The sequence below is a fragment of the Sphingopyxis italica genome, from assembly GCF_011926545.1.
GTDB classification, from domain to species: domain Bacteria; phylum Pseudomonadota; class Alphaproteobacteria; order Sphingomonadales; family Sphingomonadaceae; genus Sphingopyxis; species Sphingopyxis italica.
In genome coordinates this window covers 350,836-369,860 of record NZ_JAATIT010000003.1, presented here as the reverse complement: position 1 = coordinate 369,860, position 19,025 = coordinate 350,836, and the positions used below count along the sequence as shown (strand labels likewise).

Here is a 19,025-nt window from a genome sequence, read left to right as displayed (position 1 = left end):
GGGAAGATGAGCTTCATCCTGCGTCGCATCTCGACGACCAAGACGGGCAAGCAGATCGTCCGCGACCAGACGCTGCCGGGCGATACGATCACGCTCGGCCGCGACGCCGGCAACACGATCCATATCGCCGATCTGGCGGTGAATCCGCATCACGCGACGATCAGCAGCGCCGATGGGCGCACTGTGCGCGTCGCGGCGCTGGAAGGGCTCGGCTTCGATTTCAACGGCCGCAACGTCGATGTCGCCGACATCGACAGTGCCGCCGGCGCCGAGCTGCGCTTCGGCGGCCACCGGCTGACGATCGCGCGCGAGGAGGAGAAGATCATCCTGCTCGTCGAGCGAATCGACGAATTGTCGCAATCGTCGAAGGACGTCGACGAGGCCAAGGCCTTTTCGCTCGCCGGGGTGATGCCCGGCAAGCGCATGGCGGCGTGGGCGTTCGGGCTGTTGATGCTGCTCGCCTTCCTGTTCGGGCCGATCTGGGCCTGGTACAGCTACCGGCAAGTGAACGAGCGCCCCGACGGCTATCATGCCGACAGCGCGTGGCTGTCGGGCCCGCTGTCGAGCGCGCACGCCAGCCTGAAGAAGGATTGCCAGTCGTGCCACGTCGAACCGTTCGTCGCGGTGACCGACAAGGCGTGCGTCGGATGTCATACCGGCGAGCACAAGGCGATGAGCATGGCGCACGCGAATGCGCCGGCCGCGATGCTGCTCGCCGCGCGGCATCCGCCGGGGGCGGGCGAAAAGATTCTCGCCGGCTTCGCCAAGACCTTCAACAAGCCGCAGGGGCGCTGCGTCGAGTGCCATACCGAGCATGAGGGCGCGGGGCCGATGGCGGCGACGCCGCAGAAGTTCTGCGCCGACTGCCATGACGGGATGCAGGGGCGGCTGAAGGCCGCGAGGCATCCGACGACGCTCGCCGACGCGGCCGATTTCGGCACGAGCCATCCCGAGTTCCGCCCGCTCGTGCGCTTGGCGCCCGGCGCGAAGCTGGTGCGCACGACGCTGGCCAAGGGGACGGTCGATTACAACGGCCTTAAATTCCCGCACGACACGCACCTGCGGGCGACCGGCGGCGTCGCGCGCATGGCGGCGAGCTTCCGCGGCCGTTACGATTTCGGCAAGAAGCTCGAATGCGCGAATTGTCACCGCGTCGAGGCCGACGGAGTGCGCGTCAAGCCGGTCGAGATGGAGCGCGACTGCGCGATGTGCCACAGCCTCGCCTTCGAGACGGTCGGCGGGGTGACGCGGACGCTGCGCCACGGCGAGCCCGACCAGGTCGTCGCCGATCTCACCGCTTATTACCGCTCGACCCCGCCGTCGCGGCCGCTGCAACTCGGCGGGATGCAGCGGCGGCGGCCGGGCGCCTATGCCGAGGGGCAGGTCTACAACATCTATTTCAACGAAGTCGCGGTGCGGCCGAGCCGCGCGCAGGATGCGGTGCGCGCGGTCTTTTCGAAGGGCGGCGCCTGCTATGAGTGCCACACGATCCTCGCGCCGAAGACGGGGAACGGATGGCGCGTGGCGGCGGTGAGCCAGACGTCGCGCTATCTGCAAAAGGGCTGGTTCGACCATGATGCGCACCGCGAAACGGCCTGCGCCGACTGCCATGTTGCCGCGCCCGCTTCCAAGGCGTCGACCGACCTGCTGGTGCCGGGGCTGCGCCAGTGCCGCGATTGCCATGTCGGTGAGGGCGGCGCGCGGCTGGTGAAGGTCGAAACCGCGACCGAATCGCCGTGCGCGATGTGCCACGAATATCATTCGGACGGCGGCAAACCATGGATGCCCAAGCGTCAGCGGAAGGTTAACAGCGCGGCAATCACAAATAAACGCCTATGGGCTATCGGAGGTGTGAGCGCGATCACAGGTTCGGGCGCGCGGGGGCTTTATGATGTGACGTGGCGCACACCTTCCTTGCACGGGGCAAGGCGGGGCGGATAGGTTTTGGGTCGCCGGACCAGACCGGCGGGAGCAGGGGACGGATATGCTGATCGCGCAGATCACCGATATCCATATCGGGTTCGATCCGGATAATCCGGCCGAATATAACCGCAAGCGCCTCGACGAGGTGCTCGACGTGCTGATCGAGGGCCCGAACCGGCCCGACCTGTTGCTCGCCACCGGCGACCTCACCGACCGCGGCGACGACGACAGCTATCGCCGGCTGGTCACCGCCTTTTCGCGCTGTCCCTTTCCGGTGTGGCCGAGCGTCGGCAACCATGATTTGCGCGCCAATTTCCATACGCGCTTTACGGGCTTCGACGACGGCAACGGTTTCGTGCAATACACGATCGAGCTGCCTGAACTGCGGCTGGTGACGATCGACACGCTCGAGGAAGGGCGCCACGGCGGCGCTTTCTGCGACCGGCGCGCGGCATGGCTCGACGCCGAGCTGGCGAAGGACCGGGCCAAGCCGACCTATATCGTGATGCACCATCCGCCGGTCGAAAGCGGAATCGAATGGATGAACACCGACCCCGGCGAGCCGTGGGTCGCGAGCTTCACCGACGTGGTGCGGCGGCACAGCCAAGTGCGCGGGCTGATCTGCGGGCATCTGCACCGCAGCGTCACGGTGGCGTGGGAGGGGCGCACGATCGCGATCTGTTCGTCGACCGCGCCGCAAGTGTCGCTCGACCTTCGCCCGATCGACGAGGATCATCCCGACGACCGCCCGATGATCGTCGCCGAGGATCCCGCCTATGCGCTCCACCGCTGGAACGGGCGTGAACTCGTCAGCTTCTACGACCATGCCGGCGCACACACGATGCTCGCCAAATATGACGAGCGGCTGCAGCCGCTGGTGCGCGAGCTGAAAGCCGAGCGGCCATCCTGAACCATTGCGCGTTTAACGCCACCCTCATCCGTTCGCCCTGAGCTTGTCGAAGGGCCGTTCTTGCCTTTGGCGCCGTCAAGGAAAGGACCGTGCTTCGACAAGCTCAGCACAAACGGATCATGTAAAATGCTCGTTGCGTTAATAACCCAACGTCAAATCCACCCGCGGCTCGACGGCTTCGCCATTTTTCCAGCGATCGAGATTTTCAAGGAATCGCTGCGCCGAGCGGACGAACATCTTGTCCTGCGCGCGGCCCGACAGGTGCATGGTGATATGCGCGTTGTCGAGGCTCCACAGTGGATGATCTTCGGGCAGCGGCTCGGGTGTCGTGACGTCGAGGAAGGCCGACGCGATCTGCTGCGTATCGAGCGCGGCGACGAGCGCATCCTGATCGACGACGCTGCCGCGCGCGATGTTGATGAGCGTCGCGGTCGGCTGCATCGCCGCGAGTTCGGCCGCGCCGATCATGCCGTCGGTTTCGGGAGTCGCGGGGACCGCAAGGATCACCCAGTCGAAATCGCCGAGCTGCGCGCGCCACTGGTCGGGGGTCAGCGTGTTCGGGCCGGGCGAGCGGCGCACCACGGTCACGTCGACCGCGAACGCCTTCAGCCTTTCCTCGATCAGCTTGCCGATCGCGCCGTATCCGAGCAGCAGCGCCTTCGACCCGAACAGCTCGACCTTGCCCGGCGAATCGATCAGCCATTCGCGGCGCTCCTGCGCGCGGACGACGTCGCGATAGCCTTTGGCGACGGTGAGCATGCCCATCACGACATATTCGGCGATGGTGATCGCGTTGATCCCCGCGCCATTGGTCACGACCGTGCCGCGCTGGGCCAGCAGATCGAGCGGCATGCCGTCGACCCCGGCGTAGATCGAGTTCAGCCATTTGAGCCCGGTCGCGGCGGTGATCACCGCGGCCATGTCCTTTTTGTCGTACATGTCGAACCAGCCGATTTCGGCCCGGGGCGCCAGTTCGAGCGCCTCTTCCTTCGACGCGAAGAAGCGCGGTTCGACCCAGTCGGGAAGGCGGTTTTCGACGAGCGGGCGGATCAGGCCCGACAGGACGGTGACGGTTTTCGACATTGAGCCTCTCTTCGGTTCCATTCTGCAACCGATCATGGCGGGCGAGAGGCTAGTTGTCGAGCCGCCACTCCCAGCCGAGCGGGTCGCCGTCCATCACCTCGACGCCCGCGGCGATGAGTTCGTCGCGCAGCGCGTCGGAGGCGGCGAAGTCCTTCGCGGCGCGAGCGTCCTTGCGGCGCACGAGGATCGCTTCGATTTCGTCTTCGGCGATCGTTGCGGCTTTGGGGCGGACGCGCAGGGCGGTGCGGTCGACCGTCAGCAGCTCGAGGCCGAGGACAGCGTCCATCGCCGCGAGCGCCGCCCGCTTCTGACCCGCGTCGATCTTCTTCAACGCGGCCGCCTCTTCGAGCAAGGTCAGCGCGACCGCGGTGTTGAGGTCATCGGACATCGCCGCGTCGAACTTCGCAAGCAGATCGGCGAGGCGGCGGTCGCTTGGTTCGGTCGCTTCGACGTCGCGCACCGGCGCGGCAGCCATCACCAACCGCTTCAGCCGCGTGAGTGCGGCGCCGAGACCTGCCCACGAAAATTCCAGTTCCGACCGATAATGCGCCTGCAAGCACATCACCCGGTAGGCGAGGGGATGATAGCCACGGTCGACGAGCAATTGGAGTCGAAGAAACTCGCCCGCCGACTTCGACATCTTGCCGCCGCGGTCGATCAGAAAATTATTGTGCATCCACAGCCGCGCCCCCGAATGTTCGGCGCAGTCGAGGCTGCCGCAGTCGCGATACGCCTGATTCTGGGCGATCTCGTTCGGATGGTGGATTTCGCGGTGGTCGATGCCGCCGGTGTGGATGTCGAACGGCATGCCGAGTTCGGCCTCGCCCATCACCGAACATTCGAGGTGCCAGCCAGGCGCGCCGCGGCCCCAAGGCGAATCCCATTCCATCTGACGCGTCTCGCCCAACGGAGTCTTGCGCCAGATAGCGAAATCGGCGGCGTGGCGCTTGCCATCGACCTCTTCGATCCGACCCTCGCCCTCGTCGGTCACGGCGCGGGCGAGCCGACCATAGTCGGCGACGGTCGAGACATCGAAATACAGCCCGCTGTCGAGTTCGTAGCAATGCTTGTCCGCGATGCGCTTTGCGAATTCGATCATGCGCGGGACGTAGTCGGTGGCAACGGTCCACTTCGCGGGACCGCGTACATTGAGCCAATCGAGGTCGCGCTTGAATTCGGCGGTATAGAAAGCGGCGATGTCCCACGCGGTCTTGCCCTGCTGCGCCGCCGCCTTTTCCATTTTGTCGTCGCCCGCATCGGCGTCCGACGTCAGATGGCCGACGTCGGTGATATTGATGATATGGCGCAGCGCATAACCCTTGAACGACAGGGTGCGGCCCAGCGTGTCGGCGAAGACATAAGCGCGCATATTGCCGATGTGCTGGTAGTTGTAGACCGTCGGTCCGCACGAATAGACGCGCGCCTCCGGCGGCTGAGCCGGATCGCCAGGAACGCCGGGGTGGACGGGCTCGAAGATTTCGAGGCTGCGCGTCAGGCTGTTGAACAGCTTGAGCGGCGAGGCGGAAATCCGGGGGGCGGGGGCGTCGGTCATGCCGCCGCCCATGCCTCGCCCCGATGCGATCCGTCAACCGAAACGCGGCTTATTGCGCGGGCGGCGTCCACAGATCGTCGTTGCCGGCGCCGGTCACCGGATCGTCGAGCAGCGGCGCGCCGGTCAGCGGGTCCACCTCGCGCATCGTGATCAGCGGTTGCGGCAGGGTGTTGCCTTCGCCCGCGCCATCCTCGTCGCCGTCGATCTCCTCGATGACGTCCTGCACCGGGAAATTATTGTCGACGTCGAGCGCGCCGGTGGCGCAGACGGTCGGGCTGGAGATGAGGCAGCCGTTGACGGTCGACCCGGGGTCATAGGCGCCGGCGACCGGCGCCGCGCCGCCGATGGTCAGAAGCTGGAGCGTATCGAGACCGGTCACTTGGCCGTTCGGACCCAATTGCACGCCGTTGACGACGATGCGCGACGGTCCTTCGGTCACGACGTCGAGCCCGCCGGCGCCGAAGGTCAGCCCGCGGCGCTGGGCGGTTTCGGTGCCCACCCCGCTATTCTGGACGTAGAAGCCGCCGACGACCTCGGCGCGGATGCTGCGCGCGAAGAGCGCGCCCTCGTCGAGCAGGATGCCGTCATTCTGTGCGAGCCGCGTGTTGATCGCGCTGGTCGAGGTCGCCGCGCCGACATCCGCGATCGCTTCCGCCGTGGCGACGATGACGTCGTCGGACACCAGGTTGAGCTGTCCCGCCGGATCGGTGCCGTTCACCAGCCGGACGCTGCCCTGACCCAGAATGACCTCGATCGCGTCGCCCGCGACGAGATTGAGCGCGTTGGCGTCGGTAAGGCCCATCAGTTCGACATTGCCGACCACGCGCATCTTGCCCGGCGTCCGGATCGTCAGCGCGCCGTTCGCACCGAGGTTCGATCCCGCCGCGCCGCCGGTCATGGTGAAGCCGTCGACGATCACGTCGGGCGGCGCCGCCGACCCGACCGATCCGCCCCCTGCGGCCTGCACCGCGGGCGCGACGATGTCGATCTGGCTGCCATAGAGGCGGGTCAGTTCGTCGGCGTCGATATGATAGCCCGCGACGCTGGTGCCCGACGCGCCGCCGACGAAGGTCTGGTTGTCGCTGTTGTTGTTCGCGATCGACAGTTGCTGCGTGACGCCCGCGGTGCCGACGCGGCCGGCCGGATCGATCGCGATATTCGCCGAGGCGAGCGCGATCGACTGGCCGGTGACGACGCCGGTGATGCCAAGCGAGGTCAGCGCGCTGGCGTCGAGGTCGCCCGCCACGGTCACGCTATCGAGGTCCAGGAACCCGCCCGAATTGGCGAGGATCGCATTGGCCGCGGTGAGCGTGCCGACGCTCATCCCTTCGCCTTGCGCGCCGAAGTCGGCTGTGCCCGCGACGTTGCCGTTCGCGATCGACAGGTCGCCGTTCGCGCGGACATAGGCGTCGCCGACGTCGGTGGTGAGCGTCGCAAAGGCCAGGCTGCCGCCGCCTTCGATACGGATCGCGCCGGCGCTGGCGTCGACGGGGCCGGCGGCGAGCAGGCTGCCGATCCGGATATCGCCGTCGCCGCTGTCGAGGCTGGCCGCGCCGAGTATATTGGCGTCATCCACGTCGATGCCGGTGGTGCCGGTCAGCGTGACATTCTGCCCTTCGACCGAAGTGAGGCCGATGGCGGTGTCCGCGGTCAGCGCAACGTCGCCGAGCGCGCGAACGCCGCCGCCCGCAATGCCCGCCGCCGAATTCACCACGACATCGCCGTCGGCGCTCAGCGTCGGAACGGCGGTGCCACCGGGATCGGTCAGCGCGGCGAGCGTGACGTCCTGTGCGTTGATGATGACGTTGCCGCCCGCCGCGACGATGCCGGAGAGGTTGGCGAGGCCCGCAGCATCGACGATGACGTCGCTGAATGCGTCGATACCCGCGAGCGTCGTGGCGCCGCCTTGGGTGCGGATGCTGCTGTCGCCGCCGGTCGTGCCGAGGCCGAGCGTCGTCGCGCCGTTGACGGCGATGGCGTTCGCGGCGCCCAGCAATATGTCGTCGCCCGCCGACAGCGCGGCGGCGTCGATCGCGCCGTTCGCCGACGCCATCACGATGTCGGCGCCGCTTCCATCGCCGACGCCGATCGTGAAGCTCGGGCTGCCGGATCCCGACGACAGGCCGAGGATATGCGTGTCGGCGCCCGCTCCGGTCGAGCTGACATTGACGGCGTCGATGTTGCCGGGCGTTTCGACGCTGATGTCGTCGCCCGCGCTCACGTCGGTCAGGCTGGCGGTCGTTCCGGCGAGCACGAGCATGTCCTCGCCCGCACTTCCGCCCACGATCGATGCGGCGCCCCCGGCACTGACGCCGAACATGCGCGCCGCGGAGCTGTCGGTCAGCGCCGCGTCGCCCGCGGCGACGACGAACAAATTGCCCTCGGCGACGCCGCCGTTGGCGTCGACATAGCCGCCGTTCGCCTGTGCCGAGGCGGCGATGTCGCCGTCGCTATTCAGAGAGATGTTGCCGCCCGCGACAAAATTGCCCGTCAGACCGTCGGCCGCGAAGATCGAGATCGTTCCCGCGACGTCGGCTCCGTTCACCGCAACCGTGCCGGCGGTTCCAAAGGCGAAGAAGGAGGCGTCGCCGGTCACCGCGCCGGTCAGCGCGATGCTGTCGGCGAACAGGGTGATGTCGCCGCCGGCGGCGATCGAGCCGCCGTCGATTCCGTCGGCAAACAGGTCGACCGTCAGACCGGCGTCGATATTATTGAAGGCGATCGATTGTCCCGAGACTTGAACGAAACCGCCCGCGCTCGAATTGCCGAGATCGACCGCGCCCGGCGAGGTGATATTGATATCGCCGCCGGTGATGATCGAATTGAGCCCGGTCGCGAAGCTGGCCGCGGTCGCGGTGAAATCATTGACGGCTTCGGCATGTTCGACGGTCGTCGCGCCGGTGCTGGTCAATATGATGTCGTCACCCGCCGACAGCGTGGTGGCGTCGATCGCGCCGTTCGCCGAGGCGATCGTGATGTCGGCGCCGCTTCCATCGCCGACGCCGATTGAGAAGGTCGGACTTCCCGAACCCGACGAGAAGCTGAGGACATGCGTATCGGCGCCCGCGCCGGTCGCGCTGACGTTGATCGCGTCGATGTTTCCGGACGCGTTGACGGTGAGGTCGTCACCCACGCTGACGTCGGTCAGGCTGGCGGTAGTCCCGGCGATAATGAGCATGTCCTCGCCCGCGGTGCCGCCATCGATCGATGCGGCGCCGCCGGCACTCACTCCGAACATCCGCGCTGCGGAGCTGTCGGTCAGCGCCGCGTCGCCCGCCGCGACGACGAACAGATTGCCTTCGGTGGCGAGACCGTTGCCGTCGACATAGCCGCCGTTCGCCTGCGCCGAGGCATCGATGTTGCCGTCCGAATTGAGGAAGATGTCGCCGCCCGCGACGAAGCTGCCCGAAAGATCGTCGGTCGAGAAGATGGAGATCGTGCCGGCGACGTCGGCGCTGTTCACCGACACAGCGCCGCCCGTGCCGAAGGCGAAGAAGGACGCGTCGCCCGTCACCGCGCCGGTCAGCGCGATGCTGTCGGCGAACAGGGTGATGTCGCCGCCGGCGGCAATCGAGCCGCCGTCGATTCCGTCGGCGAACAGGTCGACCGACAGGCCGGCGTCGATATTGTTGAAGGCGATCGATTGCCCCGAGACTTGAACGAAACCGCCCGCGCTCGAATTGCCGAGATCGACCGCGCCCGGCGAGGTGATATCGATATCGCCGCCGGTGATGATCGAATTGAGACCGGTCGCGAAGCTCGCGGCGTTCGCGGTGAAATCATTCACCGCTTCGGCATGTTCGACGGTCGTCGCGCCGGTGCTGGTCAGGCTGATGTCGTCACCCGTCAGCCCGTCGATGCCGATCGTCCCGGCGGTGGTCAGCGACAGCGCGCCGCCGGCGGCGATCAGGCTGTCCGGCGCGCCGCTGATGCTGTTCGGCGCCGTCGCGATCAGGCTGTCGCTCGCGCGGAGCGTGGGCGCCGCGCCTTCGCGCGCATCGTGGCGGATGTCGATCTGGTCGCCCGCGTCGATCGTCAGGATGCCATCGACGTCGACGATCCCGTTCGACCGGGCATGGACGCCGATCGAGCCGTCGGTGGTCAGCGTGACGTCGCCCTGGCTGGCGATCGTGCCGCCGGTTGGCGCGACGAAGATGCCCGCGAGCGCGGTATCGGTGTCGTTGTTGGTCGGCGCGGCGGTCCCGAACGCCTCGGCGGTGAGGCCCGCGAAGCTGATATTGCCGCCCGCGCGCAACTCGATGCGCCCCGCGAAATCGCCGTTCGCCGCGATGCTCGTCGGGCCAAGGTCGATCTGGCCGGGCCCCGAGGCGCCGACCACTGTTTCGATCACGACGCGCCCGCCGGTGGTCTGACCCAAATCGCCGAGGATGCCGTCCCGGCCGCCGCCCTGGCCGGTGCCGCCGCTGCCGCCTTCACCCGAAAGTCCGCTGGCGGTGATATCGACCGCTTCGCCGTTCGAGGTGATCGTGCCGCCGGTCGCGACGAGGCGGACGGTGCCGCCGGTTCCCGCGCCGCCGTCGCCGCCGCCTCCCGAGTCATTTCCTTCGCCGAAACTGCTGTCGCTGCCGAGCCCGCCCGCGCCGCCGTTGCCGGTGCTGGAGAGCGAGACGAGGTCACCCCCGTCGAGGCCGAGCGCGACGGTCCCGCCTTCGCTTGCGGCAATTTCGATCGTGCCGCCTTGCCCGTCGCCGCCATCGCCGCCATCGGGCGCGACCGCGAGGAAGGAGCCGAAGCCGAGCCCGCCCGCGCCGCCGTTGCCGCCGATGCCGCCCGAGACGAGATTGCTCTGCACAGCGGTAAGGCTCGCGCCCGCGCCGTCGGCGAGTATGCGCGAGGTGCCGCCCGTGCCGTTGCCGCCGCTGCCGCCCGCGCCGTCGCTGCCGTTGGCGCCATCGCCGCCGACCCCGGTCGAATCGATGGTGACCGCGAGGTCGCCCGCCTCGAAGCCGGTCACGATCGCCTGTGCGGTGCCGCCGAAGCCATCGCCGCCATCGCCGCCGACATTGTGGAAGCCGCCCGCGCCGCCCGAACCGAGCGCGACGCTGCTCGCCGTGCCGACGCCGTCGATCGCGGTTCCCAGCGCGATCGACGCGGTGCCGCCGCGGCCCGTGCCGCCCGTCCCGCCGACCCCGATGCCGGTGGCGGGACTGCCGCTGCTCGAGAAAAAGCTTTCGCCGCCGATGCCGCCGGTGCCCGACGCGTCGGCGGTCAGGCTGCTCGCGGTGGTGGTGCCGCCGCGCACATTGACCGTCGCTTCACCGCCGATGCCTTCGCCCGCGTTGCCCGCGTCGCCCGGTATCCCGCTGAAGAAGCTGTCGAACCGCCCGCCGTCGCCGCCGGCGCCGAGCGCGCTCGCGCGAATGACGCCGGTCTCGACGATGGCCGCGCCGTCGATGCTGATCGTCGCGGCGCCACCGCGGCCGACGCCGCCGGCGCCGCTCGCGACGATGTTGAGCGGGTCGAAATCATCGCCCCTGAAGCCGATGCCGCCCGTGCCGCCGGCCGAGGCCGTGATGTCGGCCGCGGTGATCGTGCCGCCCGACAGGTTGATCGCCGCGATGCCGCCGATGCCCGTTCCCGACACGCCTTGCACGGTGCCGCCGAAGCCGTCGGCGACGATGTTCATGTCGCTGATCGACACGGCTCCACCCGTCTGCGTGAAGGTCGCGGTGCCGCCGGTTCCCGTTGCGCTGCCCGCGCCGCCGCCGCCCACGCCGGTCGCCGACAGTTCGAGGACGCCGCCGGTGAGGGTGCCGCCTGCGATCTCCACCGTCATCGTGCCGCCCTGGCCGTTGCCGGCGGGAAGTTCCACGCCGGGCGGCGTTTCGCCGTCCGGCAGCGCCCGGCCGTCGGCCGATGCGAACAGGTCGCCGGCGTCGATGCGGCTGCTGTCCGACGCGTCGGCTTCGACGCGGATCAGGATCGCGCCGCCGGTGCCGGTCGGGTTGTTCGCGCCCGGCACCGCCGCGCCGCCCGAACTGCCGTCGGCGAACAAATTGGCCCCGACGCCGAGGTCGATCGTGCCGGCGTCGGCGATCAGCTGGATCGTGCCGCCCGTGGCTGCCGCGCCCGCCGCGCTGATGCCCGACGTGGCGCCGGCGTTGAAGCGGCTGTTCGCGTCGAGCGTGGCAACGAATAATCCGCCATTTTGCGCGAAGACGTCGATCGTTCCGCCCTGCGCCGTGCCCCCGGCGCCGGCCACATCGGCGGTGTTGCCGCTGACATCGACGTCATAGACCTCGGCGCGAATGGTGCCGCCGTCGGCGAGAAAATCGACGTCGCCGCCAATGCCGTTACCGGCGCTTTGCCGGATCGTGTCGGACATGCTGCCGCCCATCGCTTGCGCGGTGAGGCGGGCGCCGGTGCTGATCGTGCCCCCCGCGGTCGCGTTGACCGCGATATTGCCCCCCGTGCCCGTTCCGAAATTTTCACCGGTGGGGTTGAAGGGAAAGGGATTCATGCCGACGGCGAAAAGGTTGATCAAACCGCTGCTGTCGATGGTGGACCCGTTCGTCGCCGTCAATGTCACATTGTTCGCGCGCGCGTTGCCCGACTGCCCCGTCGTGCCGCTGGGGGTGGCGGCGGTTCCGGCGGCCGCGGACGCGTCGAGCACTATTTGGGTGAATTGCGCGTTGACGCCACCCTCGACGATCAAGCTGGCCGACCCTCCCAGCGCATCGCCGCCGGTGGTATTCTCGCTTCCGTCGGCGTTGCCGCCCTCGCCGATGGCGAAAACGCCGGCCGAGCCCAGCGAGATGGTCGATGCCGCATCGGCGTCGATCAGTATCCCGGCGGTGCCTCCCGTTCCGTCTCCACCATTCTGCGATTGGAAGAAACCGGCGTTTCCGCCGCCTTGGCCCGAGGCATCGACGAAGCTCTGCGTCGCCGACAGGGATGACCCCGCGCCCGACACCTGAATGCGCGCCGTGCCGCCGGTGCCATTGCCCGACTGGGTGAGGCCGATGCCGCCAATTCCCCGCGCGTCGAGCGAAAGCAGAGCGGCCGGCGTCACACTGCCACCATTGGAAACGGTGAGGGCCGCCGTGCCGCCCGTCCCGTCGCCATTGATGGCGGGCGGGGTGTTGGGGAAATTGAAATCGCCGCGCCCGAGCGCGTTTATGAAAATATTGCTGGCGGTCAGCGTGCTGCCCGCGTTGCTGACGGTGATGCTGGCGTTGCCGCCGCTGCCGTTGCCGCCGATGCCGTTTGTTCCGGTATCGGCGATGCCATTGGCTTCGACCACGACCACCGGCGCGCTGACGCTGCCGCCGGTGATCGTCAGGCTGGCCGTTCCGCCCTGGCTGTCTCCCCCGGTCGCGGCCTGCGGTTCGCCGTCCGCATATATTTCCAGGCTGGCGGCCGAGAGCGTGCCGCCCGAGACGTTGACGGCGGCGTTGCCCGCGATGCCGTTGGCGTCGACCGACTCGATGATCAGGCTGCCGTCGGCGCCGCCGCGCTGATTCGCCCCGATGGACAGGGTGGCGCTGGTGTCGCCGACGAAGATGCCGCTGCCCTCGACGAAAAACTGGCCCTCCGACGACAGCGGCGTGGGTGATCCCGGCAATTGCTGCGTCGGGCCGGCGGCAAAGGCGCCGCTGGCGCGCGCGATCGTGTTGCTGCGCAGCAGCGTATCGGCCGCCGTGATATTCGCCGCCGTCGCGTTGACGGGCGCCGCGGCGAGTTCGCCGCCGACGATATTATAGCCCGCCGACAGGCGCACCGCGCCGTCGGGATCGACCTCTGCCGACAGCGCGTCGTCATAGCCGATCGCCCCGCTGACCAGCATCGTCACCGCGTCATTCTTGGGAATGGCGACCATATAGATGCGGCTCTCGTTGCCATTGGCGTCGAGATGCGCCGGACCGGTGGTCGTGCCGCTGTGGGTGATGGCGTTGCCACCCTCCGCGCCGACGGTCACGTCGATGTCGAAGAGGCCGCCGTTGATGCGGATGTTCGCCTGCTCGGCGGCGACATAGGCCGCCGATCCGTCGACGCGGACGGCGCCCGCCTGCACGACGCGCGGCGCGACCAACGCGACATAGGAGCTGCCGGGGCTGCCGCCGATATCGGCGTTGATCGCGCCGTTGACGGTGATCGCCGACGTGCTGCCCGCGGCGCCATTGAAGCGGATCGTGCCGCCGGGGCCGAACAGGCCGCCGGTCGTGACGATGTCGTTCGTCGTGAGCAGCAGGCTGCCGACGTTGATCACGCCGCTCGCGCCGATCAGGATGCCACCGGCGTTGTAGAACCAGATATTGCCCCCGCGCGGGCCGCTGGTCGATCCCGTATATGAGTTGACCGTGCCGTTGAGCGCGATCTGGCGGCTGAGCGATCCGCCGCCGCCGTTCACGAAGCGATTGAGCACGGTATAGTCGCCGGTGCCGACGAAATTCCAGTTCTCGCCCGCGGGGAGCAGGTCGATCGCGCCGCCGGTCGGCGCCGTGTCGGTCGGCACCCAGTTGATGATGCTCTGTGCCCCATCGACATTCACCGTCGTCGAGTTGGCCCCGCCATCGTTACCGATCGAGCCGGTGCCCGAAGCGAAGCTGCCCGTGCCCGCCACCTGCGCCGAGGCCGGGCCGCCATAGGCGAGCGCGGCGATCCCGGCGGCGATCGCGCAACTGGTCAGCAGGCGCTGCCTGCCTTTGCGGACGGGCGAGAGAGTGGCGGTGGCACGCATGGCGGTCGTCCTCGATGCAAAAATCATGGTCAGCGCGCTCCCACGCCGAACTGGGTGGTCAGCGACACCAGCAGCCGTGGGTCGGGCCGCTCGGTGAGGAAACCGGCGCGGTTGAGTGGCACCGCCAGCGTGACGTCGAGCCGGCCGAGGTTGCCATAAGCGACGCGCACGCCGCCGCCGGCCGAATAAAGTTTCTGCGGATCGAGCCCGTCGAAGGCGGCATCCTCGTTCCACACCCAGGCGGCGTCGAAAAAGACGAAGGGCTGAAAGGCGAAGGCCTTCGTATTGGCGGGGATGAACGAGCCGTAGCGCGCTTCGAGCGCCACCGCGACGCCGCTGTCGCCGATCACGGTGCCGGGGTCGAAGCCGCGTCCGACGGTGAAATTGCCGCCCGAAAATTCCTCATAGGCGAGTAGCGGGTCGGCCGCCCATTGCGCGCGCGGCGCCGCCGACAGTGTGAACAGCCTTGCCGGGCGCCATTCGGCGAGGGCATTGGCGCGCAGCAGGAAGGCGTCGGGCTTGCCCTCGATCCGCGTCAGCGGCACCGCGCCGGGCAGGAAGCAGGCCGCACCGCCGGGACCGCAATCGTCGCTCGCGCCGAGGAAATCGAGACCGCGCCGCGCCTCGAACGAGGTGGCGAGTGACCAGCGCGGCTCGCCGGGATTATAGCCGCCGCGCCCGGCGATCGAGGCGGGGTCGATCCAGTTCGCGTCGGCGCGCAGGTTCAGGACGCGCAGCCGGTCCTTGTTGAGCGGGACGCCGGTCAGGCTGATGTCCTGATCGATGATGTCGAGCCCGCCGCCGATCGTCACGCGCCGGGCTTGCGTCAGCACGAGCGGATAAGACCCGAACAGGCTCACGATCTGCGTGTTCGACTTGATCGGCAGGCCGGTGAGATCGGGGCGCGTCCAGGCGTAGGTATAGCTGGCGCCGAGACGCAGCCCTTCGCCGCCGACGCGGAACTCGTGCGACGCCTGCACGACCTTCTGCTCGTCGAGATCGGGGGTCGCATAGAAGCTGACCGTGGTGAGATCGCCCATGCCGGTCAGGCCCGCGAAACGCGCGCGCGCATTGCCGCCCCAGCGGCCGACGTCGCGCGACCCGAAATTCTGCGCATTGAAATCGAAGGTCATGGGCGTTCGGCTGACGGTGACTTCGCCTACGACTTCGCCGGGAACGGCGCCGGGGCGCAGCGTCAGCCGCGCATCCATGCCCGGGATGTCGCGCGCCAGCAGCAGGTAGCGTTCGGCGTCGGCGATATTGAACACCGGTGCATCGTCGAGCCGCGAAAGATAGCGTTGCAGCAATTTTTCGTTCGCGCCGGCGTCGCCGCGCACCTCGATCCGCGCCATGCGCGCGGACAGGATGTCGAGCCGGACGATGCCGTCGCCGATCGTCTGCGGCGGCACACGAACCGCGGCGAGATAGCCTTGCGAGCGCAGGATCGTCGCGGCGCGGTCGCGAATCTCGCACACCGCGGAAATCGGCAACTCTTGGCCGACGCGATCGGACCAGCTTGGCGCGAGTAGCCCGTTGTCGATGCCTTCGACGCTCGAAAACTCGACTGCGCGCAATGTGAAGCGGATATGCGCGAATTCGGGACTGGCGAGCGGGCAGGGAGCGCGTTCGATGCCGTCGTCGATCGCGACGATCTGTTCACCGGGCTGCGCGGCGGGAGGCAGCGTCGGGCGCTGGATCTCCTCGCGCGTCGGGATCTGCGGTGTCGCTTGCGCCCACAGGGCGGCGGGCAGCGCCGCCGCGATCAATCCCGCCGAACCGGCCAATAGCCCGCGGATCGCCGCGTGCTTCGGCCTTTCGGTCCCAAATCCCACATCCCCCGACACGGCCATCACCACCCCTTGCGTTCCGGCGCACCGCGATCGCGGTGCGCCAATGTCATTGGCTCCGCCGGCGACCCGGCGAGACAAATTTCGACCCAAGGAAGGTTCCGCCACGCGACAGGCGGTATTTCCCGGGAATATATCAGATGGATAGGGCGCGTTCAATCGCTCTCCATCCGTTCACTCAACCCGCTTCCGACATCGTATCGACCAGGCGATTGAGCTGCGATGTGCAGCCCTTGGCCATCAGCATATCGACCGAAGCCTCGATCGTATCGGGGGCATTTTCCACGGCGGTGAAACGCACCGTCACCGGCTGCGCGAGCCCGCCGCCCGAGAGGCGATAGCCGGCGCCATATTGCACCGGCAGGATGTCGGTCGGCCATTTGCGGAAATTGGCGCCATCGACGATCGCGACGGTCGTCTTCTTGCCGCCGCTTTCGATCTCGAGCGCGGTATCGCCCTGCATATTGGGGCGCCACAGCATCAGCACCGCCGGATCGAGGACGCAAAAGGTCCCGCCCTCGCGATAGTCGAGCAGCCAGAGATTGGGCGCGCGAAGCTCGGCGGGGGTCGGTTCGTCGGGGCCGCGCGAAAATCCGCCGCGCGACCGCATCGTCGGCCCCTTGGCGAGCATCCGCGAGACATTGCCGCCGAGCGACTGGCTCGCCTGCACCGTGCTGGTGGCGCCGAAGGTGCCGGGCCCGGACAGGGTGCGCGTCTTGCCCGATTGCATCAGCACGATCCGGTCGCCCGCGACGAGGGTCAGCTTGTCGCTGGACTTGAGCCGCGCGCCGGTCGGATATTTGGCCGCCGACGGCCCGGTCGAGCGGACGACCATCGATTGCGCCGCGGCGGCGGTGACCATGGTCATGGCGGCGACGGCGGCTGCGGCGGTCAGGCCGAAACGGCGCATCCGGAAGTCAGGAAAGGACATAGCTTTCTCCCTCTTTGGTCTGGTTCAGGCGTTCGATCAGGAACAGGATGGATGCGTCCTGGGCGAATTCCGCGGCCAATGCTGTGGCGGCGGTCACATGGGCATTTTTATCGCCCGCCGCGTGCGCCGCGACAAGCGCGGCGATCCGGGCGCGCCGTTCCGGGACAAGATCGGGGCGCGGGGTGAAAAGGTCGACCGGCTGTGCGCGCCCGCGCAGCGTGACGCGGCCCATCGGAACGAGGTCGTCGCGGCCCGAGCGCGCGGCGGCTTCGGCCGAGATCAGCACGCCGGTCTTCAGGCTCTTGTTCGCCGCCTCGAGCCGCGAGGCGGTGTTCATGCTGTCGCCGAGCGCGGTATATTGGATGCGCCCTTCGCCGCCGAAATTGCCGACGATCGCGTCGCCGACATGCAGGCCGACGCGCGTCATCCCGATCGGCGGCACGTCCTCGGCGGCGAGGTCGATGCGGAATGTCTCGCCCGCTTCATACATCGCGAGCGCCGCGGCGGCCGCCCGCTCGCCATCGTCGGGGCGGCTGAGCGGCGCGCCCCAGAAGGCGACGACGGCGTCGCCGACGAACTTGTCGATCGTCCCGCCATGGTCGAGCACGATGTCGGAGAGGCGGTCGAGATATTCGTTGAGCAGCCGCGCGACGGTCTCCGGGGTCACCGCGTGGCTCAATTTGGTGAAGCCTTCGAGGTCGGTGAAGACGCAGAAGATGTTGCGCCGCTCGCCGTGCAGCGAGAGCTGGTCGGGGTCGCGCAAAATCTGCGCCGCGACGTCGGCGGGCAGATATTTGCCGAGCGCCGATTGCGCGAAGGCGCGCTGGCGCGACCCGACCGTGCGCGCCGCGGTGCCGACCGCGGCATAGCCGAACAGCCAGCCCACCGCCCAGCCGAAGGTCGGCAGCGTCGTCGTGTCGATGCCGCGTGCCTGCAACCAGAAGGGAAAGGCGATGAAGAAGGCCATTTGTCCGAGGAAAGCGAGTGCGACCCAGCGCGCGCGCAGGTCGATCAGGCTGGTGAGCCCGCCCGCGGCGACGATCAACACCGCGAGCGTCCAGAGCGCCGGCCCCGGAATCGGGCGCGGCCAGGCGTTGTCGAGTTGCTGCGCGAGCATATGCGCGTGAACCTCGAGCCCGATCATCGTTTCATGCTGGCCGGTGATCGCGTCGGGAAAGCGGCTGAGCGGCGTGTTGAATTGATCATTGTCGATGATGTCGCCGCCGATCAGCACATAGCGGCCCTTGACCAGCTCGGCGAAAGCGGCGCGCATCTGGTCATCCATCGGTATCGCAAAGGTGTCGATCGGGATGTTGGCGAACACCGGTTCCTCCTGCCCCGCCGCGGCGCGCGCGGGGACGAGGAAGCGGATGCCGCCCTGAAAATCGGCATAGGCCGGATCGACCGGCGCCAACGCATTCGCCATCAACGGCGGCAGATGCTTTGGCCGATAGGGCCATTCGCGGATCACATCGTCGTCGTCGGTGCGGAAGAGCACGCTCGTCGGCCTGGTCTTCGCGGTCGCGACATCGGCGATGAAGGCTTCGAGGAATTTCTGCTGCTCATAGAAGATGGTGTTCGGGTTGCTCGCCTGTTCGGCATAGGCGAGCCAGGTCGGCGTCCGCATCGCGCGGAGCTGCGCCTTCAGCACATCGTCGTCGGGGCGCGGCGAATCGAACGCGATATCGATGCCGATCGCCTTCGCGCCCATCTGGTCGAGATTGCCGAGCGCGTTCGCGAGCAAGGTCCGGTCGAGCGGCGAGCGGATGCCGGTGTTGAACAGCGTCTCGTCATTATAGGTGACGAGGGTGATGCGGCTGTCCTGTTCGGCCTTGGGCGCCATCAACGTCGCGCGCGCGTCGTAAAGCGCACGTTCGGCGGCGTTGATCAGCGGCAGCTGCCAGCTGAACCGGGCGATCAGGATCGCGGCGAGCAGGAAGACGATCGTCGCCGCCATCCGCGACGGACCGAGCTGCATGACCAGCCGGCGCACGCGCTTGCCAAGCGGCACCGCGGTGCGCTGGCTGTCCTGCGCGGGCGGGGGCTCGGCGGGGATGATGGTTTCGGGCGCGTTCATC

8 protein-coding genes are annotated in these 19,025 nt (G+C 68.1%); 2 read left to right on the top strand and 6 right to left on the bottom strand.

Translation table 11 applies throughout. The annotated features are described in order from the left end of the window. Positions 1-6 precede the first annotated feature (6 nt). Positions 7-1,941: a cytochrome c3 family protein gene (locus tag GGR90_RS12960; protein ID WP_167921870.1), complete on the top strand. Its 1,935-nt coding sequence runs from the start codon at positions 7-9 to the stop codon at positions 1,939-1,941. A gap of 43 nt (positions 1,942-1,984) precedes the next feature. Continuing rightward, positions 1,985-2,833, top strand: a complete 849-nt coding sequence (locus GGR90_RS12955; protein ID WP_167921869.1) for a metallophosphoesterase — start codon at positions 1,985-1,987, stop codon at positions 2,831-2,833. Positions 2,834-2,971: 138 nt separating this feature from the next. Here GGR90_RS12955 and GGR90_RS12950 read toward each other — a convergent pair whose 3' ends face one another. The 6 genes from GGR90_RS12950 to GGR90_RS12925 all read right to left on the bottom strand — a co-directional run bounded on the left by GGR90_RS12950 (position 2,972) and on the right by GGR90_RS12925 (position 19,024). Then, positions 2,972-3,916, bottom strand: a complete 945-nt coding sequence (locus GGR90_RS12950; protein ID WP_167921868.1) for a D-2-hydroxyacid dehydrogenase — start codon at positions 3,914-3,916, stop codon at positions 2,972-2,974. Between the two features lie 49 nt (positions 3,917-3,965). Continuing rightward, entirely contained in the window at positions 3,966-5,468 is a 1,503-nt protein-coding gene (gene cysS / locus GGR90_RS12945) for a cysteine--tRNA ligase (protein WP_167921867.1), read from the bottom strand. Positions 5,469-5,517: 49 nt separating this feature from the next. Continuing rightward, on the bottom strand, positions 5,518-14,169 hold the full coding sequence (locus GGR90_RS12940) for a beta strand repeat-containing protein (RefSeq protein ID WP_167921866.1): 8,652 nt from the start codon (positions 14,167-14,169) through the stop codon (positions 5,518-5,520). A gap of 29 nt (positions 14,170-14,198) precedes the next feature. After that, a complete protein-coding gene (locus tag GGR90_RS12935; RefSeq protein WP_167921865.1) occupies positions 14,199-16,019 on the bottom strand; it encodes a ShlB/FhaC/HecB family hemolysin secretion/activation protein in 1,821 nt (606 codons plus the stop codon). Between the two features lie 175 nt (positions 16,020-16,194). Next, positions 16,195-16,947 (bottom strand): hypothetical protein, encoded by a 753-nt coding sequence (locus tag GGR90_RS12930; RefSeq protein ID WP_167921864.1) that lies wholly within the window; start codon positions 16,945-16,947, stop codon positions 16,195-16,197. Further along, positions 16,934-19,024 carry an adenylate/guanylate cyclase domain-containing protein gene (locus GGR90_RS12925; RefSeq protein ID WP_167921863.1) on the bottom strand — a complete coding sequence of 697 codons (2,091 nt, stop codon included), beginning with the start codon at positions 19,022-19,024 and terminating at the stop codon, positions 16,934-16,936. Before GGR90_RS12925 ends, GGR90_RS12930 begins: the two co-directional genes overlap by 14 nt. Position 19,025: the final 1 nt, after the last annotated feature.